Genomic DNA, 22,469 nt, shown 5'->3' on the forward strand with positions numbered 1-22,469 from the left:
CAGACCAAGGGGCGTAGCCCCGCAGTGGGAAAACGGTGTTATATGATGGATTGGCCCACTTCTTCGAATTGAGACAGGACGTCGGCCCACAAAATTAACTTAAATCTTTAAAGATTATTATTAAGGGTTCAGGTTTTTACTACGGTTTTTAAATGTCTTCCCTATAAGTCTTTAAGATGATAGATCACGTTCGGATAGGAGGGCCAACCATTCTTATTCCAATATTTAACTGCATTTTCGTTCTCAACATGTGCGAATAATACTGCCGTGTCGATGCCCTCCTGTTTAAGAATTGAAATACTCCTCTCGATCATTTTTTTAGCTATTCCTTCACCACGGTATTCTTCATCCACAGACACATGGTACAATGTTCCTCTACGTCCATCGTGTCCGCATAATACAGTGCCAATGATTTCTTTATTCAATAGAGCAACAGTACTTATTTCCGGATTTCGTATTAAATAAGCCTCAATTCTATTTCTAGAATCAAATCCTAATGATACTGCTTTTCCGAAGTTTCTGTTCCACAACTGAGCAATCTTATCATAATATTCTATCTTCATTGCACTGATGGTTACTTCGCTCATTCTCTTAGCTCCTTAACTTCAGCCCCATGGATGGGGCCACCGAATATACCCTCGTATAGTTACTTTGGGCTAATCTTTCATATAACGTTTGTGTATCTACGAACCTGCCTTAAAGGAGCGTAGCGACTGGCCGCGATGCGGTTAGGCTGTGCAGGGTTGTCTGCTGAATTCGCTTCCTCGAAATCCATCTGGCAGACCAAGGCCGTCAGGCCGCAGCGTAGATACGGTGTTAGACGAAGTGCTCTACTTCTTCGAGTTACCTAAAACTCTCTCGCTCTATATTGTTTATCTAAATGTTTTTAATATCAGATCTTCAATAGTTTTTATTAACAATTCTACATTTTCTCTGTTTAACAATAATTCTGGATCACCGAAGTATCTTAAAGAAATACACAATATTAAGTAATTAGCTATTTGAGATACGATTATTACACCTGTATTTTCTTTACTTTTACTATCTACATTGATAATGCTAATTGCTTCACGTTCTAAAAACGATGATCCAGATTTCATGCTAGCTAGCCCTGTATATAAACTATTTAATAGTAATTCTACATGTTCTTTATTTAATTTAATGTTTGCTTTCATCCCGTGTTCAAAGGCTTGAATAATCGATATTTCTAGACCTTCTTCGCCTGCAATTTCTACAATTATCTTACCGTTATTTTCTTTATAGCCCAAATCATCAATTAAAATCTCCAAGTTATTAGTTCTCCTTTGAAAAACCATAAAGTTTTAATTTATTGACGTCACTTAGAGCATTTCGTCTAACGTTGTTGTGTTCCCGACGCCTCACCGACTTAAAGCCCGAAGGGCTGGCCGCGACGCGGTTAGTCGGTGCAGGTGTGTCTGTTGATATGCTTCCTTGAAAATCCCTCTTGCAGACCAAGGGGCAGAAGCCCCGCAGTGGGAACACGGTGTTATAGGATGTGGCAGCCTTCAGCGAATTACATTCATGAAATATCTTAAATTTCTTAAATTTCTTTCTTGCTGGATATTGTTATAATTAATTTTCTAATCCAGTAAAAATAGATTACTAAATAAAACAATATTAACAAGGTTTGAATAATATTTGCGCCATTTTCAAAGTTGTGCTTCCCGCCCATCACAAAAAGATCCGCAGCTATATAAATACCAATAGCAACTGGAAACCCGATGATAATAATCCTTATAGTTATAGGGACACTTAAACAAATAAATCTCTCAACAAATTTCTGGCCATCCCCTACTTGATTAGATCGATAACAAATGAAGGTCCCAATAATTGTTAATAGAACTGAAATGAATCCGTTAAGGTAATCAAAATAGTTTAGAGAATTCATCCCTACTCCTGACCAATATGAAACTTCGCCACTAATAACACCAATGGAAAGATAACCAATCAAGTACTTCATCTTGTCTTTCTCAGTTACAGAATTAGTTATCAATTGTTCACTCAGCTTATTTACATCCCAAAGGTACATCGACATCACTCAATTCTTGAAGGTTTTAAATTATAAAAGGTTTGCTGCTATTTCCTATAACGTTTGTGTATCTACGAACCCTCACTGCCTTAAGGGACGTAGTCCCGGCCGCGACGCGGTTAGGCAGTGAGGGTTGACTGCTGAATACGCTTCCTCGAAAATCTTCTTGCAGACCAAGGCCGTCAGGCCGCCGCGTAGATACGGTGTTATATGATGCCGCCTCTTCCCTGAGTACTCCCACAAAATCAGTTAAATTTCTTTATAAATCCTGTTTTCAATCCTTTAATAAATCCGCTCTTCTCATAAAATTTGTGTATTTCTTCTCTCTTAGATCCTGTCATCAGCATGACCTTATAACACCCATTTTCTTTAGCAATTTCAATTGCTTTATCTAGGGCCATTCGGGCATACCCATTCTTTCTATATTCTTTATGAGTTACTACATTCTCTATTAGTCCATAAGGTCTTGCATTTCTAGTCAAGTTTTTAATGATCGTTAATACGCAGGTAGATACTATCTTTCCTTCATTCTCTATAACAATGATCTTCATGTACTTGTCATTCATTATTTCATTCCAAAGTTCTTCAAGTCTATTATCAAAAATTAAATCAGGATCTTGTTCATGCATGTGCTTGTATAATTTTAGAAGTTCACTTAATTCATTCTGATGAATTAATCGAGCAGATACGTTAGTCATAAGGGCTCCTTCTTATAAGTTATTTAAGGGTTAAATATAGGGGGGGTGCTGTTAGGCGGTTTCATATAACGTTTGTACATTCACGAACCCTCACCGACTTAAAGCCCGAAGGGCTAGCCGCGGCTGCGGTTAGTCGGTGCAGGGTTGTCTGCCTGACTTCGCTTCCCTGAATTACCTCGGGCAGACCAAGGAGCCGTAAGGCTCCGCCGCGTGAATGTGTTGTTAGGCGATGGTGCTGACTTCTTTGAGTTTACTTTCAAAATCTCTTACTCTAATAAATAAAAAAATGACACCCTTTAATACTTAGCGGTGTCTGTCTTTCTAGTCGTTATTTATTTCTGATTCTTTGTATAAATCCTAATACGTATTCTTTATCTTCCTTGCTTAAGCTTCGAATCGCTTGAAATAACTCCCGATCCAACTCATCTAATTGTGGGAATTGTATAATATCGGAAGCTCCCGTCAAATAATCTGTTGTTACTTCAAATATCTGCGCTAATTTCACCAATGTTTCAGTATCCGGATCACGTATCCCATACTCCCAATTGGCATATGTACTACTTCGCTTTATTCCTAACCGCTCTGATACATATGTCTGAGACCAGCCCTTGTCCTCTCTTAAGTGTTTCAACCGATCAGAAAGTACGGACACATGTCTTCACCTCACATTCAATGATATTGTAACAACAAATATTGTTATTATTGATGATTTACACAAAAAGTGTTGATTACACATCATTAATGTGATATATTCAAATAAATTTACACAATATGTGTAATTAATTCCGCAGTAAAGAGGGTGCTATCATGAATGTTCTTTGGTTATTACCTGATGATACTACTTTAGAATCCAGTGTTCCCAACATAGATCAACTTCTGTTTATATTAGAACTTGTGAACCTTATATCTATAAAAGGCATTTCCTATAAATCTTTTCAATCTGAATTAATTGTAGAAAACGGTCAATTAAAACTCGCAATTTCCTTAAATAAACGCCCTTCCAGCACTTTCGCCTAACGTTTGGGTATCTACGAACCCTCACTGCCTTAAGGGACGTAGTCCCGGCCGTGGCGCGGTTAGGCAGTGCAGGGTTGTCTGCTGATTCTGCTTCTTCGAAAATCCTCTTGCAGACCAGGGCCGTCAGGCTGCAGCGTAGATACGGTGTTATCGGATGTTGAGGCCTACTATGAGTTACTTTCAAAATCATTGTGAATTAAAGGTTTTCTAACTTATCAAATAACTCATCAATATTAGACATAGAATAAACATAAGTATCGTACTTCTTATCTATATTTTGACGTTTAATTCTGTTCATTTGGTCTTTATCTGTTAAGACATAATTACAAAATGGCAGCAATGTTGAAATATTTGATATATCAGTTGGATCCCCACTATCAATCAATTTCCTTTTTGAAGTAAATAAATCCGCGGTCATCCTTGCATTAATATCTACATAGGGAAGATTCTTATATTCAACTGATTTAAGAAACTCAATATATCCATTTAACCCATTCGATTTATACCTCTTCCAATATGTTAGTGGTATTGCGAGCATGTTATTGATTTGATTAAATTCCCTTTCTGTAAATGGCAACTTATTTCTAGATTTGTGCATTAGCGTCTCATACACATATCTAGTTGCGCTATAGTGGCCCATCAACTCATCCTCTAACTGCTCGTAAAAATCTTTATCCATATAATAATTTTCTTTAGTTCTTTGTAATTCTTCCAAATTTAGTTTTTTGGTGTATTTTCTTCTACCAATCTCTTCTGAGGTTGAATTAATAACAACAGATATGATAAATGGACTGGTTCTTTTAATCTCTTCTAACGGGTCTTTATAAAAAGCATCTTTATATGTGAGCATAGGTAACTTATTCGTTTCGTATAGTTTTATTGCTTTAATGACTTGAGTCTGTTGTATATCTTCGTTAGCTTTAAATCTGATACCAAGTGTCAAACCCAATATAGTGTTAGTTACCTCCCTTAGATCTTCCTCTATTTCTTCTTCATGATCACCTAGTGGACAAATTAGCTTTCCAGCCGCGACCTTCAATTTAATTAAATCGTATAATTTTTGAGCTCTGTTATCGAATGATTTTCCTGTTTTTGTCTTATATATCTCAATAATTGCAAGAGTGTCTAACCAGATAATAGGTATCGGTGATTTTTCTATTTTTATCTTCTTCATTGAATCGCATCCTGTAATATTAATATTTGCCTCAATTTCCGATAACGTTCTTGTATTCACGAATCCGAGAAGCTTAAAGGAGCGCAGCGACTGGGTGGCTTCGCAGGGTTGTCTGCTGACTCCGCTTCCTTGAAATCCCTCTGGCAGACCAAGGGGGCTCGCCCCCCGCAGCTTGAATACGGTGTTATCGGATGTCAATGCCTTCATTGATTCATCCTACAATCTTAATATTTGTTTCGCTGTTTCAATCAGATATTATAATTTTCTTGCCTTAATCACAAAAGTTAAAGGAAGCATTTTAGCTCTCTTTATCTTATCACTGTTATTATCGCTCGAATGCATGATATCGTCATCCGGTTGTTCAATCATTTGCTCAACAACAAATCCCGCTTTTGCCAAAGCGTTCACATAACATGACAGTTTACGGTCCGCTAATAATAGCTCCCCTTCAACTGCTACTGGATACCATGTTTCATCAAAGTAACTTTTCTGAAAAAAGAACCTACCGTTATCATCAGTAACACATCTGTGTATGGGATGAGACCAACTGAAAATAAATACACCGTCTTTTTTAAGGTAAGAAGCAATTCGACAAAAGGTACCTTCAAGATCGATTGTCCAACCGATGGCATATATTGAATAAACATAGTCAAAATAATCCTCAGGTATACCGCATTCTTCTTCCATAGGAGAACAGATCAATTTTGCCGATACACCAATTGAAACCAAATGCCGTGCTGCCTTCTCTATCTGTCTTTCCGATATATCCAGAGCCCATAGTTCAGATGCATTACGTTCTGCATGATATTGCATAGATTGACCGTTGCCACAGCCGATCTCCAATAGTTTTTTTTCTGAAATATCGCCAAAAAGTTGGTAGTTTTCCTCTGAAATAAACGCACCATAGTAAGGAAGCACGATTGCTTTTAAGAACTCATTACCTTTTGTATCCCAATAGTAACTGTTTTTCTGTTGAATAACGTTACTATCGCTTCCTTCTGGAGTTTTCTCATTCTCATCATTGCCAATTAAGCTTAATTCATTTTCATACTTTCCCTTCATAGATACACCTTCCATTTGTAATTTTTCTTCTTCCTATATCTACTACACTACAGTTTTAAACTCAGATTTGCATTGATTTCCGATAACGTTTGTGTATCTACGAACCCTCACTGCCTTAAGGACCGAAGGTCCGGCCGCGACGCGGTTAGGCTGTGCAGGGTTGTCTGCTGAATATGCTTCCTTGAAAATCCTCTTGCAGACCAAGGCCGTCAGGCCGCAGCGTAGATACGGTGTTATAGGATGTTCCCGCCTTCTCTGAATTACATTCAATAATTATTAATCCCTTTCATTCCACCGTATTTCAAAATTATTTCATTTAGTTCTTCAAGAGTTTTTACTATATAACTTTGATCAGATTCAAAAAAGAATATTAATTCATTATCAATTGATGGAAATTCTTTATATCTACCTTCAATGATTACCCTTCCTCTATTTTCTATTTTAATGCTCACTTCAAAATCAACTTCGCTATTAACTAATTTTGCTTCTCCACTACAATTATCAAATATTTCATTAAGTTGATTCTTAAATATAAATATTTCCCCTGTTGAGATCCATAAGGAACCGAAAGCTGAGTAACTTCCGCTCTTAATTATTATTGAACCTTCTGCACCATAGCCACCTGAATAGCATGTAGCATCAGGAAATCCATGAATTTTAATTAATCGAATAATCAAGTATTGATTATTCTCACCATATATTTGAAATTGGTTCATTTAAAATCCTCACTTCAATTGAACTATTGTCTTTAGCGGGAATTTCTTATAACGTTCTTGTATTCACGAACCCGAGAGGCTTAAAGGAGCGCAGCGACTGGGTCCGGCAGGACTTAGCCTCGCAGGGTTGTCTGCCTGAAACCACTTCCCCGAAATGCCTCGGGCAGACCAAGGGAGCGTAGCGACTGCAGTGTGAATATGGTGTTATACGAAGCCATCATGAGTTACTCACAAAGTTTTATTGTCATAATTATTCTAATTATTTGATCTCCTTTATAATCTTCTACTAGATTCATATCGAATGGTTTAAATCCTTGTTTATAATAAAACAACAATGCCATAGTGTTAGTATTATGACAAACTAATTTTAATTCTTGAGCTTTATAATGATTGATTGCCTTGTTTTTCATTATTTGAATTAGATATGTCCCTATTCCAATTTTTCTATATTCAGGATTAACTATTACGTTACCAAGCCAACAGTCTTTTCCTTCATCAGCTTTATAAAAATTACAATATCCAACTACCTGATCTTGATATAAAATTACAGTTGGTGAAAATCGGATTAAAGCCACTTCTTCAAGTTGTTCTGGAGTTATTGGATAAATTCCCTTAGGAAACATATAAAATAAATCTTCCTGGTTCTGAGGAAAAGTAGCTATGATCTTAAAATCTTCATGTCTTACATCCCTATATTGAAACATCGAAGAGGCACCTCCAAAATATTCAATATTACTTCATGGTTTCGTATAACGTTTGGATGTCTACGAACCCTCACTGCCTTAAAGGAGCGGAGCGACTGGTCGCGATGCGGTTAGGCAGTGCAGGGTTGTCTGCTGAATTAACTTCATCGAAATCCCTCTTGCAGACCAAGGCCGCCAGGCCGCAGCGTAGATACAGTGTTATATGAAGGAGTCTCTTCTGTGATTTGGCTGGCAAATGTTTTATTAGTTAATGTTATTCCAATTTACAAACCAAGCGTCTGAGATAAACTCATTCCATGAAAATCTATATTCGTCTGCTTCGATGAGAATCTCACAAAAATAGTTATTATATTGAGTACTTGCCTCACCAAATATCTTTACTTTATTGTTTAATAACATTTCAAATTTCAGTATTTCCATTTCAGTAAGTATTGTTAAATCTGCTTTCATAGGCTCTGTATCATACTTGTAGAGAGTAGACTCCACTAAATTAATATTAATAAATTCTAACTTACTTTCATCAACTCGTTTAGCAACTGAATGTGGGTTTAAGGGATGTTCTGCTAAAATATTTACTGCTTCTATATATAAATTAAGAATATTCTCAGTGTTCTCAAATGAAAGTACTACAGAATCATGAAAATCAATGTAATTAAAATCATTTGAACTGCTTGTATTCTTCCATGGTCGATTCATTTAAATCAGTCCTTAAATAATATTCTTTAGACTCTTTCATATAACGTTGTTGTGTTCCCGACGCCTCACCGACTTAAAGCCCGAAGGGCTGGCCGCGACACGGTTAGTCGGTGCAGGTGTGTCTGCTGAATCCACTTCTTCGAAAAGCCTCTTGCAGACCAAGGGGCGTAAGCCCTGCAGTGGGAACACGGTGTTATATGATGGCAGGGTCTTCTTGAATTCGCTCAAATTCCTTCACCAATATTATTGTATTCAGTATTATCTAGTTCAAGTAATAATGTATTTTGTATGTTAGAACTAGTCATTCGAGATGAGAAAAATGAAATGCAAAAGGGTAAAATTAAAATGTTCACGAAAAGTCCTATAAAATATTGTAATATCGATGCGTATAAAGTAACCTCCGAATTATTCATTATTTGATCTTGTTCTAATGAGGGAAACTGAAAGAAAAACGAACCACCTGCTAGCATTGTTTGTGCTATATTAGCCTTATTGGCATCTAGAGAAAAGGAAGCAAGATTATATTTCAAATTAAAATAACCAAACGTAATTAGAATAAATCCATTTAATAAAATATAAATACAGAATGTTGATAGTACAAATCTCCAGATAGCTGGAACTCTTGTAGTGCCAGTACCTGTTAATAATCGAAATTCCTCCACAAGTAGAAATGAATATACTATCAGAAAGAAAATAATTACATAGAAGGCAGTCTCATTACTTCTGTTTAAAATTTCTATAACTGCAGCCACAAAGCCAAGACCAATAATAACCAGTATAAATAAGGTTTGTGGAATAAATATAAGACTCTCAAATGACGATCTACTCGCAGAAAACCTAATAATTTGAACAACTAAAAAAATAAGAGATATAAACACTAAAATAACATATACCAGTTGAATAATTACATTCATTTGACTCACATCAACAAACTCAAATGAAGTAATAAGCATTATAGCAATGCATGTAAGTATAAAGATCACTAAATTTTCATGTATATATTGAAAATGTGTGTGGTTTATCCTAAACCATCTAGTTACTCCAATGTAGAGTAGTACACCAAGAAAGCAACTTACAATTGTATAAAATAGAACTGCCACCCAGAATACCCCCCCAATAGTTTCTTCCCTGCTTTCATATAACATTCTTGTATTCACGACGTCGCTCCCCCTTAGATAGCTCTTATCTTAGGGGGAGCGATGTGTCTGCCTGATATTCTACATTGAAATGCTTCGGGCAGACCGAGGGCCGAATGGCCCGAAGCGTGAATGCGGTGTTATACGAAGGTCCACACCTCCTGCATTACTTACAAATTAATATTAATTCATTCAAGTCAATTATCCCTTTTGCCTTTAACAAAAAGTCCATCCCAATAATTCCATCAATTTCTATCCCGTAATTCATCGTCCCTATGTCAACCTGAAAATTCTCAACTTTAAATCCATTTATTTCAATTGCATCTACAGTCTTAAAAAAGACGAATTCACTTCCGCCTACGCCACTTATTGTTCCTAAGACATCTTCGAGTTCTACAGTCAATCCAATCTCTTCTACTATATCTAATTTCAAGATCGTACTTGAGGATCCTGTATCAATCAATACCTGAGGTAATCTTATGCTTTGATTATTGTAATACACCGTAGTCCCAATAAAAGGTAAATCGCTATTTGAAAGCTGAATTGCTGTATTCATATCCGAACTCCTAACCATTTACGCTCTATTATCTCTAATTCTGTCTTACTTGTATGAGCAACATATAGTTCCCGGTTAGGTTCTGTCTTATGAATTAGTTTGTATTCATTCAAAGCATCTTTGCCTTCTTCGTATTGATTAATCAATGCTATTCGATCAACCATTCTTCTGCCATTGTCAGAATGCGCTTCTATTGCTTCGAAAAGTACCCACTGATCTGGAAAATGGTTTCTTAAAGTTTCCCAATTCATGGCTCTACCTCATTTCTTAGGCTTATAAAGAAATTATATCATATCTTTAGAACTTTCAGCCTTTGTGGACTTTCATATAACGTTCTGTGTATTCACGAACCCGAGAGGCTTAAAGGAGCGCAGCGACTGGGTCCGTCAGGACTTAGCCTCGCAGGGTTGTCTGCCTGATATTACTTCTCCGAAAAAACCTCGGGCAGACCGGGGCTCCGTTAGGAGCCGCAGCGTGAATGCGGTGTTATAGGAAGTAGCCGCTACTTGAAATACTCACAAGCTATCTTCAAGATCTATCTCTTTAATAATATTTCCGATTAATTCATGCTTAAATTTCAATTCATTCACTATCCATTTTCTTCCTTGTCTAGAAGTATAGTATTCATAGTTTTTTTCAAATATTTTTCTCTCTTTGACATAGGATTGAACCCATTTAATTTGACTATCTGGATCAGAGATTCCTAAGTAATATAAAGGTTTTACAGCTAGTTTCATTAACGGTTTATCGAGATCAGATCTGTAATAGCAAATATGTGAAATAATTGAGAAATAACCACGAGCAGCTCCTTCACAGTTGTAACTTGGCAAGTAATTATCTACTTGAGTAATTATTTCCTCATCGGAGTAACTAAATGGATCTGTCTTAATAGTTTTTAAAATGTTTTGAAGTTCGAGGCTTCTTGAGAATTGACGAATCATACAATTCATTCCCTTATTTCTTTGCCTTTCGGCTATTTCCTATAACGTTTTATTTGCGAACTTCGTAAAATAATCTTGTTTTATAGTATTTGCGAACTTCGGGAATATTACAATTTGTGACGGTTTTGTGTAAGACAGACTAAATCAGTCATCAATTTGATCAAGAGGACTTTTGATACGTCTGACATCTTTTATACTTACATGTGTGTACCGTTCGGTGGTCCGAGTACTTCGATGACCCAGCAGTTCTTGGATGTAGCGAATATCGATACCTCCTTCTAGTAGATGAGTGGCAAATGAATGTCGCAACGAGTGTACACTAACTTTTTTTGTTACTCCTGACGAAACTAAAGCTTGTTCAAAGATTTTTTGCACCGAGCGTTCCGTCAGATGCTTCTCCTTGTTTTGTCCTGGAAACATCCATATTTCGGGTTTTTCTTGCTGATAGTAGCGGAGAAACACTTCTAAAGCTGTATCGGATAGAAGGGTAAGCCGGTCTTTTCGTCCTTTACCTTGACGAATATGTAGGGTTTTACGTTCTTGATCAAAATCCTGCAATCGTAAACGCACGACCTCACTCACTCGTAATCCTGAAGAATAAGTTAAATATAAGATGGCTTTATGTTTCAAATTATGGATGGCTTTTAAAATGAGCATAACTTCATTGAGGGATAAAACATTTGGAAGTTTATGTTCCTTTTTGGGTCTAATATATGGTGTTGATTCAATTTGTTTAAGAACCTTCTGAAAATAAAATTTAATCGCACTGATTGCTTGATTTACATAGGAATGAGAGCAATTTTTTTGTAACAAATATAGTGAGTAGTTATGAATTGTTTGATGATTCCAGAACATATCCTGCTTCTTAAAGTAATTGAAAAAACGTTCGACTTGGCCCAAATAGGCCTTGACGGTTTTTGAACTATAACCCCTGAGAAGTAATTCATCTTTCAAGCTTTGCCTCAGGACAGAATCCCACTGAGATACATTAGATAATGAATCAGAAATATTTACCTGTTCATAGGATTGAAGCAAGTAGCACTCCTCTAACAATTGTGGTTCTACATAAAATTTGCAGTCTTTAAAGGTCATCAATAGCTGATTAATCACTTCCAATGTATAAGGCAGTGACCGGATAGATTCTTCGGGAATCCATCTTCTACCAGGTACATTCTTAATCTTAGCAATGCCATCTTTATAAAAGATGATAAATTTTACCGCCAAAGTCGTTTCATTGCGTTTTGATAAGGATATCTCCATCATGACCCGCCTTTCCATTATATCAATCATTGTAAAATATGGAAATGAAAAAGGAGGCTCACAAAGTCTCTGATAGACTTTGCAACCCCCCGATGCTTTCGGTTCGATTTAAGTTGTAAAAGATAATATAATATCATTGCGGATACTTGTCGTAAAGAGATGTTCATTCTAACCAATTGTTGCATGACAAATAAGTTTAGATTATGGCTTTCTTCGCAACAACGTGAGAGGCGTAAGCTCGACGACCTGTTAAGCGATTTGATGCAACGCTAGTGTCTTTCTGTTGATATCATAAGGTATAGAGAAAGCTTTGTGAAACACTCCGGTCACTGCATAACTGGCTTTTATTTGGAAAGCTCACCAAACCGTGAAATAACAGCTAGAGCCGGATCAATCGGGACATTAGCTCGCTGTACATTTGCCGGAATATGGATGGAAGGTGTTTGGCGGACGGATCGTCCTGCGAATTGAGGAAGCCAGGCACGCTGCGCTTCGAGCATTTCCGAAACCATCTCCCTTATCTCGTTCAACGTCAGCACAGCCGATGTGAGCGGATCAAGGGCACAAGCCTGAACGAGCGTTTCCGGATCACCGGATTTGGCTGCCAACACCGCTAACCGCTGGACGTTAATATTGGTCAAATTTAATGCTGCACATTGTGGTGGCAAATCACCTATAACGACACGGTTTAATCCATTGCGGTCAGCAAAAATTGGACCCTCGGCGCAGCAATCCGCAGGCAGATTCGTAATCATTCCGTTATTTCGCAAATTCCCGTTGAATTTGAATGGTTTACCCGTTTCCAGAGCTTCAATGATATAGGCACAGTATTCCACGCTGCGCGGCGGAAGATTGTAGGATTCACCTGCTAATATATCCTGCTCGCCATACTTGCTGTATACGTATTTGCACCAGTTGTAGTAGGCGCCGGATTCACCACCGAATGCTGGTTCGTCGCAGTATAGCTCCAGTGCCTTGGCATTTTTACGGAACCAGGGCACATATTCGGATAGATGCCCCGTCGATTCGGTCATAAAATAATTAAAATGGCGGAATACCTCTCCCCTCACCTTTTCATTGACATAAAACTCAGGCTGCTCAAACCGCTCCCGCAGGATCGGGTACAAATCATTGCCACGGTGTTCAATTTTCGTGAACCAGCCCATATGATTAATACCTGCACATAAGAAATCAATCTCTTCCTTAGGTACACCCACGTAACCGGATATTAAATCCAAAGTCGTTTGTACGCCGTGGCACAGCCCGACGAATTTGACCTTTGTCTCACCCAGCGCCCAGCATACCATTGCCATCGGATTCACGTAATTCAGCATTGTTGCCTGCGGACATAGCTCTTCCATCTCACGTGCGACTTCGAGTATAACCGGAATGCTGCGCATGGCCCGAAATATGCCTCCCGGCCCCAACGTATCCCCGATACATTGATCCACACCGTATCGAAGAGGTATCGTATAATCCGTTTCGTATACATCCAAACCTCCGATTTGAAATGAGCAAATCACGTAATGGGCATCAGTAAGCGCTTCGCGACGATCTGTCGTAATGACAATTTTTGATTTCAAGCCGTTTTCCTTGATCACGCGGTTTGCGAACGCTTCCACTTGTGACGTTTTGCCAGTGGAAGGTGCCATCAAATAAAAGGTTGTTTCCTCCAGTGCTTCTGTCGCCATCATATCCAGAACTAATGTTTTGCAGAAAACGATGCTTCCTGCACCGATGATTGCGATTTTTCTCATTCGGATTTCCTCCCCGGTGGTTGTACATTTGGTTACCAATTAAAGCTGCCCGGCTTATTTTCGAATCCGGCTTGAGCCTGTATATTCAACTGATGCGGTGTCATGCTCTGCGGATTGAAGGGCTGTCCGTGTACGTTATGAAAATCAGCCAGAGACACACTCGTAATGCCGCGCGGCATCAGTTCTATCGTTAAATCATACTCATTATTGAGTCGTAATGTAACTCCTTTCCAGACAAAATCATTGCCATTGTCGATCATGATATTCGTACTGGAGAAGGTAAGAGCCGCCTGCAAGTCTGTATGGTGGATGCTTCGCTGGTTAGGCAAGTAACTGCAGGCGTTCAGCACCAACAATAAGAGCAGCAGGGCAAACCAGATACACATCCGCCTAATAACCGCAGGACGAAGGCTTCTCCGCTTATCGGATTTTGATGAGGGCAGCAGCATACAAGAAGATGTAAATCTATATCCAGCTCTTCGGTTACTCATAAGCTTCTCCCTTCCTGCGGTTTCTTCGCATCTTATTTACGGTACGTCAGACTGGCATCAAACCACCATTCAGGTGTCTGCGGATGACTGCCATGCACCTCAATGGCGAGCGTATTCAAGCCTTTTACAATCACATTTCTTTGATTCGTGAGTGGATAGTCTTCAAATAACCCGCCCTGATGGGGAATGGCCACTGATCGGTAATCAACCAGCCCCTCCCGTATGGAATCCCTGGCAATTTCGATCCCGTTCAAATAAGCGATAAAGCCATCCTCAAATGCTACTCTCAGTATCCAATCCTTCATGTCCGCGGGATCTTCATCAACTACAAAGGTTTTACGAAAATAGTAGGCTGGCGATTGAGCCTGTGCCGGAAGCGTTGTGGCAATGCTTCTGCTTGCCAAGCTTTCCCGGGAGCGTCCGAAGGGCGCACGCGACCAGCCCCATTGCGCATCGGAATAGGCTGCGCTGCGCCAATCCTCTCGAGGCAGCGGACTCTGGGCGACGAGCGGCTGCTCGCCGGTCAGGTCGAGACCCTGCGGGAGCACGGTGCGCACGTCGGGACCGCCGGCGTGGTACTTCCACATCGCGCCGATACTAATCGACGCGCGCTCTTGCACAGCAGCCGATTGACGCAGTCCGGCTGCATCGAGTGCCAGCCGGTCCGCTGCGCGACCGGCGCTGCCCGCAGCCGCCGCTTCCAGCCGGCTGCCGCTGCCCTGGACGATGAGCAGCCCGCCTGCGGGGCTACTCATCGTCCATTCCGCCCACCCCGGGTGGGCGGAGGTGCTGCTGTAACCGGCCTGCGGCCGTTCGGTTACAGCAGCCTCCGGCGCGTAAGCCTTCGCGCCGCTCAATACAAGCTCGGCGCCGCTAGCCGCGAGCCCGCTCCAAACCTCAGGCTGCATCGGCTCCTTGTTCAGGAGCACGACCCGATGCAGCCGCGGATTATGCTCCGCTGTCTGCTTCAACCAAGCCAGCTGAATGGCTGGCTCCGTCTCCAGACGCTCCGCATTCAGAAACCAGAACCGCGCTTCGCCATAATCAACAAAATAAGCGGTCCTGCCATAACCAGTCAGCTGCTCCTCAGGGATATGAGCGAAACGTACAGCCATGTTCGCCTCTGTAGCCGACCCATCCCAAACCGGGAAAAATGCTCTGGGAGCCGGAACTGCTCCGGAGCGCTCCACTTTTCCAGCCAAAGCCGCGGGTCCGGCAAAAAGCAAAACATCGGGATGCTGCTTCATTTGTTCGCTTAACGTATCCACATAAGCCGCGCCTTCATCCTGTAAATAGGCCATCGTCCACACCGGGCTTTCGGCCGCTGGACTCGATTCAAATCGACCCGCAACAGGTGGTTTTGACCCTAACAGGGTCCCAAGCAGAATGAGAAACAGTAACAGACACAGCAAAGTGAGCAGATAGCCGCCTTGTTTATTTATCTTATCTGTAATACGCTCTTCACGGCTCTTCATATCTGACATCTCCTGACCTGCTCAATAGCTATTTATATATAAATTCCGCCTAACCGACGGCAACCCATTCATAAGGATCAACCCGTCCAGGTCAATCAAGTCGGCCAACCATAAATTTTGTGATACACAGGCGGCCACAGCAGCACAAGAAGTATCATCATTCCGATCGTAAACAACACCGTCCAGAACCGCAAACGCAGCTCAAACCATTTGAGTGTAATGAATAATATTAGCCAGCTTCCCAGCCAGACAGTGAGCGCTATGATTTCCTTGCCACCGTAGGGACCAATACGCAATCCACCAGGCAGCCAGGAGCTTAACCGTAGCAGCCATACATTGGCCGCAGCAGGATCAGCCGCACTCCACCAATGGGCAGCCGTCAAAGCAGCCATACCAAGTAAAGCCGCCAGCATACCCGCAACGACTTCACCCGAACGAGGCGATGTGCTGCCTCCTTTTGTTACCATGTCATCAAGCTCTCCTTCATCGTACACCGTATCCATTTCATCAGACACCCTTCCATTTGGACAGTACCAACCCAAATACAAATCCGATCAGTAAAGTAAGCCACATCATCGACAGCAGGACACCAACTGCATAACGAACCTCGCGACCACCGTCGCCACTGGAAGCAAACCTCCGCAGACATACAGCCGCTGTAATTCCGCAGGGAATCGCCATCAGCGAGACAAACTCTTTATATTCCATAACTACCCAATGGCCGAATGGCAGATGCAGCTTAAACCACTCGGCAGCGCCTTCTGGCGACTGATAGCCGATATACAACCAATTACCGATAATGACGGTCAGCAGCACCAGAAGATTGGTGACCAGCAGCCGCCACTCCAGCTTCAATCGTGCTCCCTGCGCTCCACGAACATACATATAGTAGGCATGCCACGTATAGGTAGCGACCAGAAGCGTCATAGAAGCACCTACGCCATGCAGGATACCTGCTATTCGATTAGCACTCGGTCCGCCAAATGCGTTGGCAAGCGGGATGAGTAGAAACAAGACAACCGCAATAAACCCTTGTGCGACCGCCAAGTCCCGGAACTGTGGACCTATTTTCATGCTTCAACGCTCCTATCGCTCAACTGTGAACGAATCAATTTCATTTTGTTGTAAATCATAAGCTTTAAAGGTTGCTTTATTTCCATTAATATCGATAACCATGTAATGATAGCTTGCTTTGGGGCCTACCACGACCTGCTTGGTTTCCTTGCCTCCATTATACAAAGGCGCACCTGCTCCACCGATCGTCAGCTGATAAATTGTGTTGTCAAAATGGTACCCATTGCCGTCAAAGCTTGCGTCCACTTTTCTACGGTTATAGTTATGCTCATGGCCAACGAGCACAGCCGTTACCTTATATTTATCCAAAAGCGACCAAAGTGCATCCCGTTCAGCAGGCTCGGCATCCAAAGAGCTTCCCAAATGGGCGCCTATCGGATAAGCCGGTACGTGGAATTGTACAAATATATGTTTATTGCCGCTAGCTTTCAGCTGGTTTTCCAGCCACGTCCGCTGCTGCTCATCAATAACATAGTGACCTGCGGCGTTTTTCCGATCAGAGTTTAATGTAATAAAACGGGCATTGCCATAATCAAACGCATACACCGTCTTTCCATAGCCGGGAAGCTGCTCCTTAGGCAGCATCGAAAAAGCTTCTGAAAATATTTTTTCATCATGCTCATGGTTGCCGAGTGCCGGATAGACGGAGGTCATCGGAAAATAATCACCGACTAGCCGAGACCATGCTCCCAGCTGTTTGCCAACGTCAGAGCCACCAACAACCTGATCCCCGGTAAACATCAGAAATTCGGGCAAAGGTTGTAAACCCTTGATCTTCTCCAGAAGACTGCGCAGCGTCACTTCATTAATACCATTGGACGACCCGCGGCTGTCTCCCATCACAACAAATCGAAATGGCTTTTGCGTGACTTGTGCTGTATCAGGCTTTGATGGTTGTCCATTATTGAGCTCAGGATTAGCGGCTGGCGCTCCAAACGAGCATCCTGCCAGCAGGACTAGTCCGACGATCAGCCAGACGAATCTGATAGTTCTAATAATTATCAACCAGTTTTCACGAGGATTCGTATGCATGCTGCTGCACTTCCTTTCCATATTCAACCGCGAGGGCCAAGCCTGCTGAATACAGCTTCATCACATGTCAAAGTTCCTTTTATACTAACACATTTTTCCGTACCCTACCAAGAATAAGGCTCTTCAGAAATTGGTGATTCAAGCTGACTACCGCATTCAGCAAACATTCAGTCTCTATTCAGTAGACATTCAGCGGACTTTCACTTAACGTTCAATCTGCTTTGCTATGCTGAAAGAAGCGTAAGTTTTCAGAGAGGAAAACACCCTATGCAGTTGTAAAAGTTTTGTAAAATGTGTTACTTTCGCGATTTAATCCATACAGTTGCGCTTCAAATGGGTAATAACAATTAACGAAGACCGCAGAGAGAGATAAGAGCAATACAATCGGATAAGAGTTATAACCATTAAGAAAGGTGGAGAAAGATATGAAACACATATTAAAAGCATGTATCCCATTTACACTGTTACTGTCGATCCTGATATCCTCACAAGCGATTCCCGTGACTCCCGCTATTGCTGCAGAGCCTGCTGTGAATGAGGATTGGACCCGTTTCCCTTTAATCGCCCATGCCCTTGGAGGTATTGATGGGGTCGATTACACCAATAGCCTTGAAGCTTTCCAAACGAATTATGATAAAGGGCAGCGGTTGTTCGAGGTTGATTTCTCGATTACCAAGGACGGCCTGCTTGCCGCCCGTCATGATTGGATGGGCTATCTGGCTACCAAATTCGAGCAGGATATACCTGCTAACAAGCTGGAGGAGCCGCTAACGCTTAAAGAGTTCAAAAGCTATAAAATTCTTGAAAACTACACACCGCTTTCTTTTGCCGACGTTGCCCGCTTGAGCAAAAAGTATCCAGATGTCTACTTTATTACCGACACCAAGGAAACCGATCCCGAGCTGGTCAAGCAGCAGTTCACCACGATACGTGATATAGCCAATCGAGTTGATCCAACGATTCTTGATCGTTTTATTCCCGAAATCTATTCTCCGGAAATGTTGGATATAGTTCGCGAGATTATCCCTTTCAAACATGTGATATTTTCGCTCTATTTGACCTCCATGGAGCCAGCTGAAGTCGTTCAATATGTAAAAGAACATGATGTACATGTGGTTGCTATGCCTGAGGAAAGAGCTACCAAGTCCTTCATCAAGGATTTGAACGATATCGGTGTAGTCACTTACGTCCATTCCTTGAATAAGGTAAAAGATGTGAAAAAACTGATGAGAATGGGCGTTCATGGGGTCTACACGGATTTCCTTAGCTATAAGGATCTTGGAATTGACGAAGCACCCTTGATTGCCGCCGGTCAGACCGATGCCGAGAACTCCGCTGCAAATCTTGCAACTCAGGACCCTTCCCTTGCAACAGCTTCAGCTGATACGGTGACAGGACAGTCCACAGTCGCTCCTGCCCCAACGACATGGGAAAAGATAAAGCTGCTGCTGGGACAGCTGTTTAATAACTAAAGTATAAGCCAAAGAACCTTCCGATCCACTCTACTTCGTGGGGAAGGTTCTTTCGTTTTTGTATGGCATTCAAGTTATTTCAGTTACAAGGGCTTATTCAGCGCTGCTCCTAGCTGGGCAAGCAGTCCCATCCCCATTTGAAACACGACCCTATAGCCGCTCCGCTGCAATTCCTTATGCCAATCAAGCTGTTGCTGCTGCATTCCGTCCCTCCTCTACGATGGTATTCCAGATCCAGACTTCGAGCTTGTCACCACATATACACGGTCCTCTTCGATTATTGTTTCGTACCTTTTGAGCTTAACCGATGCATCCAGTAAAAATTGTCCAGTCTTGAGATCAAATTCCCAGGCATGCAAGGGACAACGCAAGATTTGCTGATCCCTGTCATAGTGATATTCGTAGACCTGAGAGGTCAGATTGGTACCGCCGACCCACCCCTTACATATGCTTACTCCCCGATGAGGACAGACGCTTCGCCAGGCATGGACTTCACCTTCAACCTCGTACACCCCGATCTCCTGCCCTTCAAGGACGACCAGCTTGCTCCTTGCTTCCCGTAATTCCTGCAGCGTAGCTATATAATGGCGATTCATTCGGCCGCCTCCTTGCCGACAGGTCGTTTCAAACCGAACAGCTGCAGTGCAGTTTCACCCATAACAGGTGCTCTCAAATGCTTCGGAAGACTTAATTCGACGGTCTTGGCCGCGTCAAAATCCCAATGCGGGTAATCCGAGGAATAGAGCAGCGTTTTCTCCGCATGGATCATCTCCAGAATTTGCAGAAAATACTCTTTCTTTTCGGGCTCCTCCAAAGGTTGGGTCGTTAAATAAACCTGATTCATAATGTATTCAGACGGATATTTGGTAAGCCAAGGCACCGAGGATCGCAGCGACTTGTAGTGATTATCCAACGTCCATATCACATTAGGCAGCCAGGATATTCCACCCTCCATACCAATCAGCTTAAAGTCCGGGAATTTCTCAAATACGCCTTCACAAACCAGACTAATCAGATGGGCTATATAGCTGAGACTTAAGCCTGCATGCCATTCCATGTATCTGGTCGGGTAACCGGCATTGGTAGGCTCCGGTGCAATCCCTCTCCCCTCGGCAGTAGGGTGAATCGCTATCGGGAGTCCATACTGCTCGGCAGCCTCATAAATCGGATGAAAAATCCGTTGTCCATACAAGGTCCGCGAGGCGCTTGGCATCACAATCTGCACCATATCGGGATGATCGCCCCAGCGATGAATCTCCTTTACAGCAGCTACAGGGTCGCTATTATTAATGAGGATCGAGCCTTTAAAGCGCGAATCCTCTTGGAGCCAATAACCAGCTGTCCATTCGTTGTAAGCAGCAGCAACCGCATTGGCATAATCGGGATTATAATACACCGAAATATTGATCGCATCCGTTGTCAGAATCGCATAATCAATACCATTTTCATCCAGAAGCTGTTTCCTCATTAAAGCTGGGTCACTGCCCGGTGGCCCGGACTCCGGATAGGCATCCTTCCTGTACGCTCCAATCAGAGAATAATAGTGTGCGGGAATGACTCCCATCGCTTTCCATTCGTTGTGCCACGTTCTGGGCAGAAAGGGAAGCAGCTCGTCACTGCTCTTCAATGCGTGATGAACATCAATATCGACAATAACTCTCTTATTCATACAGTTAACTCCTCGTATCAGGTTTTATCTCAAGACATCATTAGATACAGACTGCCATCCTCTACCCTAACCTCATAACCCCGCAGCTTGGCGCTGGAATCAGGTGCCAGATGACGACCATCGGTCAAATCAAATTCCCATCCGTGCCAAGGGCAGCGCAGGATTTGGCCTTCATACCCGAATTCATATTCGTAGACGTCCTTGGGCAGCGTGGTTCCGTTAATTAACCCTTTGCACACCGGTGCAGCAGCATGAGGGCACAGATTGCGCCACGCATAGAAACGGCCACCCACATAGAAAATCCCGATCTCCATATTTTTGATGACGACGATTTTTTTACCTAGTGCCATAACTTCTTCCTCAGAGGCTGCAAAATATGGATTCAAGACTCATGCACCTCCTCCACTTCAGCCGCAAGAGCAGGTAATCGATATAACTCCTGCGCGGTTTCCCCCATCACACGCCTTTTCATTTCACGCGGCATCGGCGGCAGCGCCATCATCGGGTTATCAAAATCCCAATGCGGATAGTCTGTTGAAAACATCACCCGTTTATCGGCTCCGATCATTTGGAAAATTTGCAGCAGCTCCTTGGGATCATCCGGCTCTTCAATCGGTTGACTTGTCAAATAAATATGCTCGCGAATATATTCCGAAGGGCGACGCTTCAACCAAGGCACGGTGGATCGAAGCGCCTTGAAATTCTTATCCATTCGCCACATCAGGTGAGGCAGCCAGGATATGCCCCCTTCAATGGCAACAAATTTTAATTGCGGGAATTTTTCGAATACACCCTCGCAAACCAGGCTATTCACATGCGCCATATAGCCAGTAGGTAAAATGTTGTGCCATTCAAAGTAACGTGTCGGATATCCTGAGTTCGTCGGGGACGGGGAAATCCCACGTCCTTCACCACCTGGGTGAACGGCTACAGGAAGCCCATTACGTTCTGCCGCTTCATAAATCGGATGAAAAAAACGCTGACCGAGCAGCATCCGTGATGCACTCGTCATGACCACCTGCACCATATTCGGATTGGAAGCCATTCGGTCAATTTCCTTGGCAGCAGCAATCGGGTCTGTATTATTGATCAGAATCGAGCCGCGAAACTTCGGTGAAGCCTTAAGCCACAGCTCCGACATCCAATCATTCCAGGCGGAGGCAACCACGTTGGCATAATCCGGGTCCGGGTATAAGGAGATTTCAATTCCGGAGTTCAGGATCGCATAGTCGATATGATACTGCTCAAGCAGGTGCTTCAGCATAAATTCCGGGTCACTTCCCTGTCCGCCACCATTCTCCGGGACCGCATCCTTCATGGCTCCGCCGACTGCTGAATAATAGACCCGAGCCGCTCCAATCCCCATCTCCAGCCACTGCTCGTGCCATACCCTTGGGAGAAATGGCAGCAGCTCGTTCAAGCTTTTCATTCCATTGTGCACATCGGCATCGACGATTAATGATTTATTCCCCATTATGAGTCCCATCCT

At 42.3% G+C, this 22,469-nt stretch carries 27 protein-coding genes; 2 read left to right on the forward strand and 25 right to left on the reverse strand.

The window, feature by feature from the left end:
- Positions 1-161 precede the first annotated feature (161 nt).
- From NST47_RS25760 to NST47_RS25780, 5 genes are all read right to left on the reverse strand, one after another.
- A complete protein-coding gene (locus tag NST47_RS25760; protein WP_341157685.1) occupies positions 162-587 on the reverse strand; it encodes a GNAT family N-acetyltransferase in 426 nt (141 codons plus the stop codon).
- Positions 588-872: 285 nt separating this feature from the next.
- A complete protein-coding gene (locus NST47_RS25765; protein ID WP_341157686.1) occupies positions 873-1,289 on the reverse strand; it encodes a hypothetical protein in 417 nt (138 codons plus the stop codon).
- 272 nt (positions 1,290-1,561) lie between these two features.
- Complete coding sequence (locus NST47_RS25770; protein ID WP_341157687.1) at positions 1,562-2,050, reverse strand: hypothetical protein; 489 nt, start codon at positions 2,048-2,050, stop codon at positions 1,562-1,564.
- A gap of 245 nt (positions 2,051-2,295) precedes the next feature.
- Entirely contained in the window at positions 2,296-2,748 is a 453-nt protein-coding gene (locus NST47_RS25775; protein WP_341157688.1) for a GNAT family N-acetyltransferase, read from the reverse strand.
- A gap of 328 nt (positions 2,749-3,076) precedes the next feature.
- A complete protein-coding gene (locus NST47_RS25780; RefSeq protein WP_341157689.1) occupies positions 3,077-3,400 on the reverse strand; it encodes a helix-turn-helix domain-containing protein in 324 nt (107 codons plus the stop codon).
- A gap of 155 nt (positions 3,401-3,555) precedes the next feature.
- Between NST47_RS25780 and NST47_RS25785 the strand changes: the two genes are divergently transcribed.
- Positions 3,556-3,765, forward strand: coding sequence for a hypothetical protein (locus tag NST47_RS25785; RefSeq protein WP_076237702.1), 210 nt, complete (start codon positions 3,556-3,558; stop codon positions 3,763-3,765).
- A 196-nt stretch (positions 3,766-3,961) separates the two neighbouring features.
- On the opposite strand, the gene NST47_RS25790 is transcribed toward NST47_RS25785, so the two are convergent.
- From NST47_RS25790 to NST47_RS25865, 16 genes are all read right to left on the reverse strand, one after another.
- On the reverse strand, positions 3,962-5,146 hold the full coding sequence (locus NST47_RS25790; RefSeq protein ID WP_076237696.1) for a hypothetical protein: 1,185 nt from the start codon (positions 5,144-5,146) through the stop codon (positions 3,962-3,964).
- A 48-nt stretch (positions 5,147-5,194) separates the two neighbouring features.
- A complete protein-coding gene (locus NST47_RS25795) occupies positions 5,195-6,016 on the reverse strand; it encodes a class I SAM-dependent methyltransferase (protein ID WP_341157690.1) in 822 nt (273 codons plus the stop codon).
- Between the two features lie 251 nt (positions 6,017-6,267).
- A complete protein-coding gene (locus NST47_RS25800; RefSeq protein ID WP_341157691.1) occupies positions 6,268-6,717 on the reverse strand; it encodes a WapI family immunity protein in 450 nt (149 codons plus the stop codon).
- A 224-nt stretch (positions 6,718-6,941) separates the two neighbouring features.
- Positions 6,942-7,421 (reverse strand): GNAT family N-acetyltransferase, encoded by a 480-nt coding sequence (locus NST47_RS25805; RefSeq protein ID WP_341157692.1) that lies wholly within the window; start codon positions 7,419-7,421, stop codon positions 6,942-6,944.
- Positions 7,422-7,664: 243 nt separating this feature from the next.
- Positions 7,665-8,117 (reverse strand): hypothetical protein, encoded by a 453-nt coding sequence (locus NST47_RS25810; protein ID WP_076237697.1) that lies wholly within the window; start codon positions 8,115-8,117, stop codon positions 7,665-7,667.
- A gap of 224 nt (positions 8,118-8,341) precedes the next feature.
- Positions 8,342-9,274 carry a hypothetical protein gene (locus tag NST47_RS25815; protein ID WP_341157693.1) on the reverse strand — a complete coding sequence of 311 codons (933 nt, stop codon included), beginning with the start codon at positions 9,272-9,274 and terminating at the stop codon, positions 8,342-8,344.
- 145 nt (positions 9,275-9,419) lie between these two features.
- Positions 9,420-9,809: a retropepsin-like aspartic protease gene (locus NST47_RS25820; protein WP_341157694.1), complete on the reverse strand. Its 390-nt coding sequence runs from the start codon at positions 9,807-9,809 to the stop codon at positions 9,420-9,422.
- A complete protein-coding gene (locus NST47_RS25825; protein WP_341157695.1) occupies positions 9,806-10,060 on the reverse strand; it encodes a hypothetical protein in 255 nt (84 codons plus the stop codon). Before NST47_RS25825 ends, NST47_RS25820 begins: the two co-directional genes overlap by 4 nt.
- 264 nt (positions 10,061-10,324) lie before the next feature.
- Positions 10,325-10,750 (reverse strand): hypothetical protein, encoded by a 426-nt coding sequence (locus tag NST47_RS25830; protein WP_341157696.1) that lies wholly within the window; start codon positions 10,748-10,750, stop codon positions 10,325-10,327.
- Between the two features lie 144 nt (positions 10,751-10,894).
- A complete protein-coding gene (locus NST47_RS25835) occupies positions 10,895-12,010 on the reverse strand; it encodes a tyrosine-type recombinase/integrase (RefSeq protein ID WP_341157697.1) in 1,116 nt (371 codons plus the stop codon).
- A gap of 344 nt (positions 12,011-12,354) precedes the next feature.
- The gene (gene melA / locus NST47_RS25840; RefSeq protein ID WP_341157698.1) at positions 12,355-13,767 is read right to left on the reverse strand and encodes an alpha-galactosidase; all 1,413 of its coding nucleotides are present in this window, start codon (positions 13,765-13,767) and stop codon (positions 12,355-12,357) included.
- 32 nt (positions 13,768-13,799) lie between these two features.
- The gene (locus tag NST47_RS25845; protein ID WP_341157699.1) at positions 13,800-14,258 is read right to left on the reverse strand and encodes a hypothetical protein; all 459 of its coding nucleotides are present in this window, start codon (positions 14,256-14,258) and stop codon (positions 13,800-13,802) included.
- Between the two features lie 32 nt (positions 14,259-14,290).
- Positions 14,291-15,733: a hypothetical protein gene (locus NST47_RS25850; RefSeq protein WP_341157700.1), complete on the reverse strand. Its 1,443-nt coding sequence runs from the start codon at positions 15,731-15,733 to the stop codon at positions 14,291-14,293.
- A 95-nt stretch (positions 15,734-15,828) separates the two neighbouring features.
- Positions 15,829-16,200, reverse strand: coding sequence for a hypothetical protein (locus NST47_RS25855; protein WP_341157701.1), 372 nt, complete (start codon positions 16,198-16,200; stop codon positions 15,829-15,831).
- Positions 16,201-16,240: 40 nt separating this feature from the next.
- On the reverse strand, positions 16,241-16,807 hold the full coding sequence (locus NST47_RS25860) for a hypothetical protein (protein ID WP_341157702.1): 567 nt from the start codon (positions 16,805-16,807) through the stop codon (positions 16,241-16,243).
- Positions 16,808-16,819: 12 nt separating this feature from the next.
- Positions 16,820-17,839, reverse strand: a complete 1,020-nt coding sequence (locus NST47_RS25865; RefSeq protein WP_341157703.1) for a metallophosphoesterase family protein — start codon at positions 17,837-17,839, stop codon at positions 16,820-16,822.
- Positions 17,840-18,264: 425 nt separating this feature from the next.
- On the opposite strand from NST47_RS25865, the gene NST47_RS25870 reads away from it, so the two are divergent.
- Positions 18,265-19,311 carry a phosphatidylinositol-specific phospholipase C/glycerophosphodiester phosphodiesterase family protein gene (locus tag NST47_RS25870; RefSeq protein WP_341157704.1) on the forward strand — a complete coding sequence of 349 codons (1,047 nt, stop codon included), beginning with the start codon at positions 18,265-18,267 and terminating at the stop codon, positions 19,309-19,311.
- Between the two features lie 215 nt (positions 19,312-19,526).
- Here NST47_RS25870 and NST47_RS25875 read toward each other — a convergent pair whose 3' ends face one another.
- From NST47_RS25875 to NST47_RS25890, 4 genes are read right to left on the reverse strand one after another with little or no spacing between them, the layout of a single operon-like run.
- Positions 19,527-19,907 (reverse strand): Rieske (2Fe-2S) protein, encoded by a 381-nt coding sequence (locus tag NST47_RS25875; RefSeq protein ID WP_341157705.1) that lies wholly within the window; start codon positions 19,905-19,907, stop codon positions 19,527-19,529.
- A complete protein-coding gene (locus NST47_RS25880; RefSeq protein ID WP_341157706.1) occupies positions 19,904-20,980 on the reverse strand; it encodes an amidohydrolase family protein in 1,077 nt (358 codons plus the stop codon). Before NST47_RS25880 ends, NST47_RS25875 begins: the two co-directional genes overlap by 4 nt.
- Before the next feature lie 29 nt (positions 20,981-21,009).
- Positions 21,010-21,366 (reverse strand): Rieske (2Fe-2S) protein, encoded by a 357-nt coding sequence (locus NST47_RS25885; protein WP_341157707.1) that lies wholly within the window; start codon positions 21,364-21,366, stop codon positions 21,010-21,012.
- Positions 21,363-22,454 (reverse strand): amidohydrolase family protein, encoded by a 1,092-nt coding sequence (locus NST47_RS25890; protein WP_144026670.1) that lies wholly within the window; start codon positions 22,452-22,454, stop codon positions 21,363-21,365. The genes NST47_RS25885 and NST47_RS25890 overlap by 4 nt, the downstream gene beginning before the upstream one ends.
- Positions 22,455-22,469: the final 15 nt, after the last annotated feature.

The sequence above is a fragment of the Paenibacillus sp. FSL H8-0034 genome, from assembly GCF_038000305.1.
In the GTDB taxonomy this organism is placed as follows: Bacteria; Bacillota; Bacilli; order Paenibacillales; family NBRC-103111; genus Paenibacillus_S.